General features: G+C 55.5%; 9 protein-coding genes. 8 read left to right on the top strand and 1 reads right to left on the bottom strand.

Features of this window, described 5'->3' with window-relative positions; all coding sequences use genetic code 11:
* Positions 1-56: 56 nt before the first annotated feature.
* From ML541_RS05700 to ML541_RS05665, 8 genes are all read left to right on the top strand, one after another.
* Positions 57-2,198, top strand: coding sequence for a hypothetical protein (locus tag ML541_RS05700; protein ID WP_243371563.1), 2,142 nt, complete (start codon positions 57-59; stop codon positions 2,196-2,198).
* A 67-nt stretch (positions 2,199-2,265) separates the two neighbouring features.
* Positions 2,266-2,820 (top strand): GNA1162 family protein, encoded by a 555-nt coding sequence (locus ML541_RS05695; protein ID WP_243371562.1) that lies wholly within the window; start codon positions 2,266-2,268, stop codon positions 2,818-2,820.
* Entirely contained in the window at positions 2,792-3,931 is a 1,140-nt protein-coding gene (locus tag ML541_RS05690) for a hypothetical protein (RefSeq protein ID WP_243371561.1), read from the top strand. The genes ML541_RS05695 and ML541_RS05690 overlap by 29 nt, the downstream gene beginning before the upstream one ends.
* Positions 3,932-4,118: 187 nt before the next feature.
* A complete protein-coding gene (locus ML541_RS05685) occupies positions 4,119-5,882 on the top strand; it encodes a peptidylprolyl isomerase (protein WP_243371560.1) in 1,764 nt (587 codons plus the stop codon).
* Positions 5,883-5,951: 69 nt separating this feature from the next.
* Positions 5,952-7,925: a cytochrome c3 family protein gene (locus ML541_RS05680; RefSeq protein WP_243371559.1), complete on the top strand. Its 1,974-nt coding sequence runs from the start codon at positions 5,952-5,954 to the stop codon at positions 7,923-7,925.
* Between the two features lie 12 nt (positions 7,926-7,937).
* Entirely contained in the window at positions 7,938-9,218 is a 1,281-nt protein-coding gene (locus ML541_RS05675; protein ID WP_243371557.1) for a cytochrome c3 family protein, read from the top strand.
* A 5-nt stretch (positions 9,219-9,223) separates the two neighbouring features.
* Positions 9,224-10,129: an NHL repeat-containing protein gene (locus ML541_RS05670; RefSeq protein ID WP_243371555.1), complete on the top strand. Its 906-nt coding sequence runs from the start codon at positions 9,224-9,226 to the stop codon at positions 10,127-10,129.
* An 18-nt stretch (positions 10,130-10,147) separates the two neighbouring features.
* Complete coding sequence (locus ML541_RS05665) at positions 10,148-10,579, top strand: hypothetical protein (RefSeq protein WP_243371554.1); 432 nt, start codon at positions 10,148-10,150, stop codon at positions 10,577-10,579.
* A gap of 191 nt (positions 10,580-10,770) precedes the next feature.
* Here the strand turns inward: ML541_RS05665 and ML541_RS05660 are convergent, their stop codons facing one another.
* On the bottom strand, positions 10,771-12,096 hold the full coding sequence (locus ML541_RS05660; protein ID WP_243371552.1) for a cytochrome C: 1,326 nt from the start codon (positions 12,094-12,096) through the stop codon (positions 10,771-10,773).
* Positions 12,097-12,208: the final 112 nt, after the last annotated feature.

Below are 12,208 nucleotides of genomic sequence, written 5' to 3'. Positions count from 1 at the left end.
CGTGGCGGTGGAGTTGCTGCGTAGTTATGGCCATGGCTCTCGGGGCAGCATTCAGCATGAAATCATGGGCAGACGTGATAAACGGCAGCGCTGAGTTCGATGCCTATCTGTCCCGGAGCAAGTCGAAGGATGGAGCGGGGATGGTGACCTCGGACAGCAGGGGGACCGATTTCATGCACAAATACAACCTGTCCCTGGACAGCAGCCTGTTTCCCTTGCTGAAGCTGTCTGCAGGTTCCACGTTCCTGCAGGACATCAACACAATGCATGATATGGGCACGAGTTCCCGCTCCAAGTCCACGACCCTGTCACCCTACCTGGATCTCATGCTCAACAACTCGCTCTACCAGGCGGCGCTGGGATATTCCCGCAACCAGAACTGGCAGAGTGGTACCCAGGAACTGGTCCCCTCGACGGTCAACGATGAATACCATGCTTCCTTCGGCTGGCGTCCGGTAGGTCTTCCCGATCTCTCGGTCAGGCTTTCCCACGCCAACACCTTCGATGTGGACCGGGTAACCCAGGACATGACCACCAATATGGCGACACTGGGGTCACAATATACCTACAAGGCATTAAAGCTAGGTTATCAGTTTACCGGCACCGAGACCATGGACAACCTGCACGGCACCGACAACACCTCTCTGCTCAACAACGGTTCGGTCGGTTATTCGGATCAGTTTTTCAACCGGCGGGTCTCGGTATATGCCCATTACAACCTCAACCATCTCACCTCCACCACCAAGGCTGGTAATGGTGGTTTTGTGGACACAGAAGCAATTAACTATGACACTTGGCTTTATAGTCATAACTTCGATCAATCCCAGTCAACTGGCGATACAGAACTGAAAAGTGATGATCTTAAATCTGTAGGGATTAACTTGCTGCCTCCTGATCCCTTGGCAGTATGGGGCGTTGGCCTTGGCTTTTCTAACCCCACAGAAATAAATAAATTGAAAGTTTTTGTATCGGTGAGTGGATCAAATTTAACCAGTAGTTATCTGTTGCAACAGATGAAAAGCTATTTTACATGGCAGATTTGGCTAAAAGATAAAGATACCGACAACTGGAGAATGAGCAATGTTACAGTAACGGCTACCCCTGAATTCAATCAGTCCCAGCAATGGTTTACGCTGGATCTAAATGCACCGGTTAAGACAAAGTATATTAAGGTCGTAGTGAACTGGCCTATTATGAACGTCGATCCAAAGTGGAATGGTGTACAGATAAAGGTGACGGACCTGCAGGCATTTCTCAGCCAGCCGGCGGCCCAGGTGCAGGGTACATCGTCCCGTTTCAGCCAGACCTTCAATACGGATGTGCGGACGAAAATCACCGACTCCCTGTACCATAACCTGAACCTGTCCCTTTCCAATACCACCGGCGGAGAGCTGGCCTATGTCCTGGACAACAACCTGACCTACGACCACCGCCTCAACAGCATGTTCACCGTTGGGGCCAGTGCTGGCCGGGAAGACCTTTTGTCTGGAGGACTGCACAGTTCCGCTTACCTGTACAGCGCTTCGCTCAAGGCAACTCCATTGCCCGGTCTCAATAATGCCCTGGTGTACAGCGGCCGCATCGATCAGGCGGTCAACGGCACCTCGGAGAGCAATTCGATTTTCCTCACCAATACGGCACAGCCGTACAAGGGGGTCGCTTTCAACCTTTCCGGCGGGTACAGCCTTTCCACCGATGCCCGTGGGCAGAAATCGGAAAACCTGTCCTTCGTCAGCGGCGCAAGTATCGCTCCGCGTCAGGACCTGAATTTTACCATGAGCTATAACCGCAGCCTTACCTCCGCATCGGGAGGAACCCCCGGCTTGGGAGCATCAGCTGCGATCACCGGCGCGAGCCAGAGCGGGCAGATGGGCGCCACCTATCGGCCATTTCCCAATCTCTACCTGTTTGCATCCCTTGGGATCCAGCAGGCGGAGAGCAAGAAAACCCAGTATATCCAGAATTACGGCGGCACCTGGTCCCCCTTTCCCGATGGTGCGCTGCAGTTCAACATCGCTTACAACGAGAGCGCCAACAGTACCAATAACGAAAAAAACAGCAGCCTGACCCCTTCGATCAGCTGGAAGGTCGCCCCGAAGGCCATGCTCAGTCTCTCGTATTCACTGCTCAGAACCGACTCGCTTGTTGCTTCAACGGAGGCCAGTTATCTGTCGACGGTTCTGCGCCTGTCATTCTAATTTTAGGAGTACCTGTATGCAGTTCAGGAATAAAAGGATTTTACGCGCAAGGGGGCTGGCATGGTCCATGGCATTCCTCCTGTTGATCATGTGCCTGGGGGGCTGTGCTTCCATGCAATCTGCAGATGGATTCAGGGACGGCAATATGGATTTTGGCTCCATCCGTACGGTGGAGGTGCTTCCCTTTGCCAATCTTTCCCGGGACAATGCTGCCGCCGACAGGGTGCGGGACGTCTTCATGACGGCGCTGCTTTCCACGGGGGCTGTCTACGTTGTCCCGGTGGGCGAAGTGAACCGCGGCCTCATCAGGGCCGGCATCAGCAATCCTGCTGCCCCTTCTACGGAGGAGGTCATCAAGCTGGCCGGGTTTGTAAAGGCTGATGCGGTGATCATCGGCACGGTCAAGGAGTATGGCGAGGTCCGTTCCGGGAGTTCCGTAGGCAATGCCGTTTCCCTGAGCCTGCAGATGATCGAGACTCAGACCGGCAGGGTTGTCTGGAGCGCCTCGACCACCAAGGGGGGGATCGGCGTCACCGACCGGCTTTTCGGCGGCGGCGGCGAACCCATGAATGCGATTACTGAAAAGGCTGTCGATGACCTGGTCAACAAGCTTCTTCCATAAACTGCTCTCGGCGCTGGCTACGCTGCTCATTTTGGCCGGCTGTGCGGGGCAATCCCAGGTGCTCAAGCCTCCCCAGCCAGTCGACAAGGCAGGATACCGCGTTGCGGTTCTTCCCATCGAGAATCTGAGCGGTGGCAAAGCACCCCTGAAAGAGTTGCGGAAAACCCTGGAGGAAAAGGTGGAATCCGCGGGATTCGAGGTGCTTGGCGAGGGAGCCCTGGACCAGTTCATGGCCCGGCATCGGATTCGCCATGTGGGTGGCGTGGATGAAGAGTCCGCCAAACTCTTCGCGGAAGAGGAAGGGGTCAAGGGTGTCCTGGTGTCTTCGCTGGAGTTCTATGCGGACAGCTACCCTCCCAAGCTTGTCATGACTTCAAGGCTGGTGAGTACCGGCACCGATCCGCACATTCTCTGGATGGATAGTCTTGCCCTGTCGGGGAACGATTCTCCGGGCCTTTTCGAAACCGGGACCGTCAGGGATGCGGGGAAACTCTCCCAACAGGGGTTGCAGCAGCTTGCCGTGTCCCTTGCCTCGGCGCGGGAAGCCGGTTTCAGGCTCGACCCGGCAAAGATGCCGCAGAAATCATTTCCCCCGCGCCAATTCTTCCGCCAGGGGCTTTCCCCCGATAAGCGCTTCCGGGTGGTGATCCTCCCTTTTTATAACAGGAGTGGCCGCAAGTATGCGGGGGAAATAATGGCTCTCCATTTCCTCAAAGAACTGCAGCAGCTGGGTAATTTCCAGGTGGTTGAGCCGGGCATGGTGAGGAACAAGCTTTTGCAGTACCGGCTCATCATGGAGGGGGGGATGTCCAATGCCAACGCCGATGTCATCTTCGACGTCCTGCAGGCAAATGTCGTTGTCACGGGCAAGGTACTCGAATACCAAGATGCCCGTGGCGAGGCGGGTATTCCCGTCGTGGAGTTTTCCGCATCAATGCTCGATAAGGCAAGCCACATGACCGTCCTCGCCACCGACAGCTATAACACCGGAGAAGAACGGGTGCATTTCTTCAATATCGGCAGAATCAGCACCGCCAGCTGTCTGGCCGGCGAGATGATTCGCGGCATCGTCGATCGCCTCCGTCAACCGGCCGTGCTGGTCAACCATTAGCACCTGTTGTTAAAATTTCGATGAATCGGTAGGTAAATTGAATTTAAAGCAGTGGGCACTATACTAGGAGAAAGGATTGTTAAACTTTAATAAAAAAACCGCCACCGCGCTGAGCATAAGCAGCGTGAGCGAATTTCGGCCAGTCGGCAATACGCTTGTAGAAACACTAGGTAAGCAAAGGGGTCACATGAAAAAGATCATTCAGAGTATGGCAGTTGTTTCAGGATTGGTCATGGCAGTCGCCACATCAGCTATTGCAGCCGATGCCAAGACAGAGGACGTAAAACCTTCCGCAGTTACCGGAACGGAAGCGGCCAATGGGAAACCCAATGAGGCGGAAGAATCCCAGATAGCGGTCAAATTTCCCATCTTTGCCGCCAGTTTCGACAAAACGCCGCTGGCAGCGGTCAATGACGAACCGATCCTGCTGGAAGAGCTGAAGGCTGCCCTGGCCGGTCTGCACCAGCAGCAGGCTTCCGAGGGCAAATCAGGAATCAAAAAGGACTACATGAAAGTCCTTAACCGTCTGATCAATACCAGGCTGATCCTCGCCGAGGCGACCAACATGGGGATCGAGGAAACGCCGGAGGTCAAGACAGCCATTGATGCTTACAAGATGGACCATCTGCGGGACATGCTGAAGATGAAGCAACTGAAAGACTTGAAGCCGGATAGCAAGCTGGTGGAGCAGTTCTATAAGGATGCCGTCAAAGAGTGGAAAATCCGTTCCGTTAAGCTGGACAAGAAGGAGGACGCGGAAACACTGGTCAAGCAGATCGCTGCCGGCGGCAAATTCGACGAGCTTGCCGACAAGCTCATCGACGGCAAAAAGGCCGAAGGGATCAAGGAAGGTCAGTATATCCAGCCGAAAGCCCTGCTGCCTTACGTTGCCAACGCGGTATCCATGATGAAAGTGGGATCTGTCAGCCCGGTAATCCCTGTGGGGCCCGCATTCACTGTCATCAAGCTTGAGGACGTCCGCTATCCGGCCGGTGATGTTCAAGCCAAGGAAGCAGCGGAGAAGAAAGCCCTGGAAATCAAGCAGACGGAAATTCTGACCAAATACAATAAGGATCTGGCAAAGAAATACGCCACCGTTAACGAGAAACTGCTCAAGCAGCTGAATTTCGAGGCGGCAAAACCAGGCTTCAAGGTTCTCGCCAAAGACAAGCGTGTAGTGGTCAAGATGAAGGGTGGAGAAGCCATCACCGTTGCGGATCTGGCCGATGCCCTGGCTGGCCGCTTCTACCATGGCATCGACGAAGCGATCAAGCAGAAGGAAGTGAACTCGGTCAAAAGGGTTGCCCTTGATAACCTGATCTATCGCGTTGCCTTCATCACCGAAGCCAAAAGCCAGGGGATCGACCAATCTGCCGAATATAAGCACGATGTGAACGAGTACCGCAATTCCATCGTCTTCGGCCAGTTCATCAGCACCGTTGTCGCGCCGGATGTGAAAGTGTCCGATGATGACATCGCTGCATACTACAAGGAGCATCTCAACGACTACACCATTCCCGCCATGGTCAAGGCCCAGGGCCTTGTCTTCCAGAAAAAGAACGCCGCGGAAGAGAACATGGAGAAGTTGAAGAAGGGAATCGACTTCGACTGGGTGAAAAACAACGCCGAAGGGCAGGTGGACAAAGCCCAGAGCGAACACCTGCTTGAGTTCTCCGGCAAGCTGTTGTCCATCGCCACCATGCCTGACGGCATTCGCGAGACGGTCCAGGATGCCAAGGAAGATGATGTCCGCATGTATGCCTCTCCTGAGGGGTACTTCTATGTCCTACAGGTGAAGAAGGTCGTTCCGGCGACCCATTCACCTCTGGAGAAGGAAAGGAAGAGGATCTTCAACGAGATGTTCGCCTCTAAACTCAACAAGACCGTTGACCAGTGGTCTGAAAAGCTGAAAAAGGCCTATCCGGTCAAGATTTACCTTACCGGCAATTAATATCCAGCGGCCTGTGCGGTTGCTGTACGGCCGCACAGGAGCACTATCTGGAAAGTTAGGGGACAAATCATGAAGGAAATGAACACGCGACGCTACTCCCTGCTTATGGCGATAGTGGTTTTGTTCGGGGCGGTCTGCCTCATGTCGACGACTTCCCACGCGGCCAAGAAGTTCGTTACCAAGGACTGCCTGGACTGCCACAAGAAGTTCGCCGACAAGTACCTGGGCATGAAGGACGTGCATCCGGTGGTAAAGGAGAAGAAGTGCGAGGAATGCCATCAGCGCCATGGCATCGTGCCGAAACTGATACTTAAAGGGCCGGCAAATACCCTCTGTTTCAAGTGCCACAGCAAGGAAAAAATCGGCATGAACAAGCCGAATGTCCACACGGCGCTCAAATCGGGCAAGTGTTCCCTGTGCCACAATCCCCACGCTTCCAACGCCAGATACCTTCTCAATGCGGAAGGGAATGAGATCTGTTACCAGTGCCACAAGAAAGACAAGTTTGAAAAAAAGGTGGTGCATGGGGTCTTGACCAAGGAGGGGTGCAAGGCGTGCCACCTGGCCCACAGCTCCGATCAAAAGAACCTTCTGACCCAGGCGGAACCGAAGCTCTGTCTCGGCTGTCACGACAGCGGCGCTGCAGGGTTCCGGAAAGCCCATGAGAACTACCCGGTGGAGAATAGCCGCTGCACCACCTGTCACAATCCCCATTCCTCCATACAACCGAAGCTTTTGAAGGTGAGCGCCCACAATCCCGTCGCCACCAGCGGCTGTGATGGCTGTCATCAGCCGGCAAACGCGCCGAATCCCTTTGCCGTGTCCGCGAAGGGGAGCGAACTCTGTTACCAGTGCCATGAGGCAGTCAAGCTCAAAGATGGCGGCACTGTGGAGCATGACCCGTTCAAGAGCGGCGACTGCCTCTCCTGCCATAATCCCCATGCTTCCGAGTATGCGACGCTGCTGATCGAGGAAGGGAACAACCTCTGTGTGACCTGCCACGACAACAAAAAGGAGATTCCGCTCTACAAGCATGCGGCGGTTACCCAGGGGAAAGGCTGCATCTCTTGCCACCGGCCCCACGCCGCCAAATTCAAGAAACTCCTGGTGGCCCAGGGAGCGGACCTTTGCTACACCTGCCACCAGAAGGTCAAGGAAGCCCAGAAAAACATCAAGGTCCCCCATCCGCCGGTTGCCGACGGCGAATGTGATGCCTGCCACAACCCCCATGGCTCGGGGGTACCGAAAATCCTGAAAGACCGCATGGATGCCGTCTGCTATGGCTGTCACTCGGCTCTGGAAGGAATGTTCAAACAGAGCCACACCCACAAGCCGGTGCTGCAGGGAACCTGCAGCGCATGTCACGCGGCCCACGGCGCCCAGCAGAAATACATCCTCAAGGAGTCGGTGCCCAAACTATGCGAGCCGTGCCACAGCGACCTGATCAAACCCGAGGCGGGTGGTACCAATCACCAGCCCTTTGCGGACGGGGACTGCCTGTCCTGCCATAACCCCCATGCCAGTGCGTTCGACGGTATGCTTCGCCAGAAACAGGATGTCACCTGCTTCGGTTGCCACGATACCCTTGAAAAAGGACTGAATGCAGCGGGAAGTAAACATCCTCCTGTTATGGCAGGAGAGTGCACCAAGTGCCACAGCCCCCACAAGTCGAAGCTTTCCCGACTGCTCCTGGCCCAGGTGCCGGATCTGTGTGTGAACTGTCACAAACCGATCAAGGAGAAAATCACCAAGGAGAACCCGCATCCACCGGCGCAGAAGAACTGCCAGGAGTGCCACAGCCCCCATTTCAGCAAGGTGAAGCCGCTTTTGCCCAGCCAGCCGGTTGAGGTCTGTTCCCAATGCCATGACTACAAGGATGCTGCCTTTGCCAAGGCGCACCTGAACATCGCCGTCGGCAACATCAAATGCATGAGCTGTCATGATCCCCATGCATCCAAGGACCCCAAGTTCTTCAAGGAGACGATCCATCCTCCCTTTGCTGCCAGATCGTGCGATGACTGTCATATTGTCGGAAAGCAATAAGAGGAGCTTGTCATGAATTTTTCCCATGCGCGTATAGCTGTTGTCGTTGCGAATCTGGTCCTGGGGACCTGCCTCTTTAGCCATGCCCAGGATACGGAACTGAAGTACAAACTGAAGCCGGGGGCTGCCGGAAAGCTTTGCCTGCAATGCCATGATACATTCAAGGACAAGCTGGCCAAGCCCTCCATACATACCCCCCTTAAAAAAGGGGAGTGCATCGGCTGTCACAATCCCCACGCCTCGGACCACGGCAAATTGCTGGCGGCGGATATGACCAACATCTGCGCCACCTGCCACAAGGGGATGATCCCGGCGGATGCCAAGAGCGTCCACAAACCGGTGGGGGAGGGAACCTGCACCAAGTGCCATGACCCCCACAGTGCCCCGGCCAAGTTCAATCTCCTCAAGGGGGGTAACGACCTCTGCTTCGAATGCCACAAGGGGATGGGGGAAACCCTGACGAAGGTCAAGTTCAAGCACTTTCCGGTCACCAAGGGCTGTCTGACCTGTCACGATCCCCATGCCTCCGCCAAGTCAGCCTCCCTGTTGAAGGACGCTGTGCCGGCACTCTGTCTCGGCTGCCACAAACCGGACAAGCCCAATTTTGCCAAAGCCCACATGGGTTACCCTGTGACCGGGGCCCGCTGTACCGGCTGTCACGACCCCCACGGCTCCGACAGGAACGGCATCCTTTACAACAACGTTCACAAGCCGGTCATGAGTAAGATGTGCGCCCAGTGCCACGAAGCGAACAACTCCGCTACCCCGCTCAAGACGAAGAAGGGGGGCTATGAACTCTGCCGCGGCTGCCACAGCACCCTGATCAACGGCATGTTCGCCAAGAACCGGGTCCACTGGCCGATCCTCGACAAGCAGGGATGCCTGAGCTGCCACAATCCCCATGCCACAAAACAGAAGGGGCTGATCAAGGCTGATCTGATCACCACCTGCGGCAAATGCCACCAGGATACCATCAGGCGCCAGGAGAAATCCCTGACCAAGCATGAGCCGATCAAGGATGGCAAATGCATCTCCTGTCATGATCCCCATGCTTCCGATAACCTCTTTCTTTTCAACCAGGCGAGTGTCATCGATCTCTGCGGGACCTGCCATGACTGGCAGAAACACTCCACGCACCCGATCGGTGAGAAAAAACGGGATCCACGCAACAAGAACCTGTATCTGCAGTGCCTCTCGTGCCACCGGGCACACGGCACGGAATACAAGCATTTCATACCGTTTCCGACCACAAGCGATCTCTGCACTCAGTGCCACGAGCAGTTCAAGAGGTGATGATCATGATAACACGTGCAAATACAGGAATTCTGGTACTGGCGCTGCTGCTGATGCCCCTTGTCGCCTCCGCTGCGGAGCTTACGGCGCCGAAGCTGATTCAGCCCGTTCTTACCGATGACAAGGAGGGGATGATGAAGAGTCCCCAGGGGGTGGCCTGCAACAAAGAGGGTGCCTTCATCGTTGCCGACAGCGGCAACGGCAGGCTTTTAAGGTACAGCTACAAGGAGGACGTGGTCAAAGGGGGGGGAGAAATCAGGCCTGCCCAACTGAGCTACCCCCAGAGGGTCCAGTTGAACTCCAAGGGGGATATGTATGTCCTGGATGGGAAATCCCACAAAATTGCCCATCTGAACCCCCAGGGGAATTTCGTCGCTTTCCTGGAGCCCCAGGGAATCCCCGGAGTTGCCCCGGTCCCGAAGAGCTTCAAGATCGATCCCGAGGACAACATCTACATTCTCGACATCTTCTCCGAGCGGGTGCTGATGCTCGATCCGGACGGCAAATACCTGAAGTCCAAGGCATTCCCCTCGCCACACGGCTTCATCACCGACCTGGCGGTGACCTGGAGCGGGGATATCTATCTGGTGGATAGCACCAATTGCATGGTCCTCAAGTCAGCAAAGGGTGCCGACGCCTTTACGCCGCTCACTAAAAGCATGAAAGCGGACATGGATTTTCCCGGATACATGACCATTGACAGCAAGGGAACCATTTACCTGGTGGACCAGGATGGGGGCGGGATCATTGCCCTTGGTCCCGACGGTAACATCAGGACCCGCATGCTGACCATGGGGGTCAAGCCGGGCTATCTCTTCTACCCTGGCCAGATCTGCCTGAGTGAAAGCGGCACCCTTTTCGTTGCCGACCGGGACAACAACCGGGTGCAGCTTTTTGAAATGCCCAAGTAGGACAAGAGAGGACATCCAATGAAGAGAGCACTGCTATTTTCTATCTGTCTGCTGGCGTTTGGGTCTGCCGTCGCCTTTGGCGCCGATTCGGCCACGAGTCGCACTACTCAGGCGAAATCTGCCAAAGGAATGATCGGGAAGGCAAAGGGTCCCAATGCCGTCACCGTTGGTGAGGCTTACCGGGACAGCGCACGGCTTGCTGGCAATGTGGTCGTTATCAGGGGCAAGGTGGTCAAGGTTACTGCCGGCATCATGGACAAAAACTGGGTGCATATCCAGGACGGCACGGAAAATAACGGCAATTACGACCTGACCTGCACCACGTCCGGTGAGCTCCCCCCGAAAGGTGCCGTTGTCACCGTGACAGGCAGGCTGGCCACCAACCGGGACTTCGGCGCCGGCTATTTCTATCCGGTCATTGTCGAGGATGTGACGTTCAGCAAAAAGTAAAGCTGAGGCTGATGAAAAAGGCCCATCTGCGGCGTTGCCCTCACCTTCGTCGCTGCAGCGTACACTGAGTACGCTTCACTCCTCAGGTTTCGGGCGCCTTGCACCTGGACCTTTTTGATCAGCCTTAAAAGCTTTGATTTTGTCATCTGATGCCGCACATGCGACGCTGTCAGGGCGACAAAGAAGTGTTTCTATTGTTTGTGCTGGTCCTGTTCGTGGCACTTATTGCACAACGACCACTGATTGGCAGCGAAGGCGGTGGGGGGACGGTCATACATGGCCTGCTGATACTCAGCCATGGTTTTCCCCGTTGCATATTCCCCCTGCTGTCCCTGAGTGGTGGGTGCATCCAGGCCGGGATATGAGCCGGCAACGGTCAGGTAGGCGCCCTGGGCGGTATTCCAGCGGGTGCAGCTGTCCCAGGCCGAGGCGTGCGCCCGGTGGCAGGTTAGGCAGTTGACGTTATCCACCGCAGAAGCGCCGGCGGTGCTGGTGGTATCGGCGGCGAGGCTTGAGAGGCTGGAGATACTTTCCTCGAAGGGAACGAGGGAGCTGTAGCCGAGAGCGGGGTTGGTATTGGTGAGATTGCCGGTGTAGATGTAGGCGTTGTAGGTGGTGTAGACGTTGGTGAGCTTTGCATTGTATCCGGCAGGATGGTTGCCGACGGTGGTGGCTGGATTGATGGTATTGTGCTGCAGCGAGGCATGGCAGTTGCCGCACCATTCGGACATGCCCATACCGTAGGCAACTCTGGTGTCGGAGGCGGCTTCGGAGCGATTGTAGGATTGGGGCGCTACGGCCACCGGGGGATTGGCGACAAAGCCGAAATTTCCCTGCAGCGAGGCGGGTTTGTAATATTGCCCGGCCAGTAGGCGGTAGGAACCGACAGCTACGGATGATGTGGGGAGCGCACCATAGGAACCCGAGTCGCCAATGGGTTTGCCGGTGGTGGCAATGGTGGTTCCTGCAGCATCAAGGATGCGATACTTGCCGTGGGGGTCATGGCAGCTGGTACAGCCAAGGCTGGCAGTGGGATAAAAACCGCCTGGCGCTGTCGTCCACCTGGCTCCGTTACTGAAGTAGAGAAAATCGGCGGCGTTGATGTTGTGACCGTGATTGCTGCCGGGGCTTGATTGGGCCGTTCCGGTGGAGGTGACCCAGTTGTAGTTTTTTTGCAGATAGGCGAAGTCTCCCCCGGGGGGCAGTTGGAGCGGGAAGTTCCCGGGAGCGGGAACGGGATTGGTGGCGACTTTAAAGCTGTCGGTGGGGCTTGAGCCGGCATGACAGATGAGGCAGGTGGAGCTCTGGTCGGAACCTTTGAGCAGGTAGGCATATCCGGCGCCTGTCGGTCTGCCGCCGGTGGTCATGGGAACATTGCCCGATGAGTTGTGCATGGTATGACAGCCGTCACAGTCGGCAACGCCGCCATTATGGAAGGCAAAGGCAATGTTTCCAGGCAGAGGATAGGCCAGTAGGGCTGAAACAACAATAAAAGATGTAAGAGATATTCTTTGCATTGTCTGTTTACCTGAGATTATTGGTTAATTATACTTTGTATTTAGGATAAGTCAATTAATATAGCGATAATACATATGTAAGCAAATTGTTTAAATGAGTAAAAATCTCTCA

This window comes from Geotalea sp. SG265 (assembly GCF_022808985.1).
GTDB lineage: Bacteria > Desulfobacterota > Desulfuromonadia > Geobacterales > Geobacteraceae > Geotalea.
Note: the sequence above shows the minus strand (reverse complement) of the source record. Positions and strands in the feature narration are given on the sequence as shown.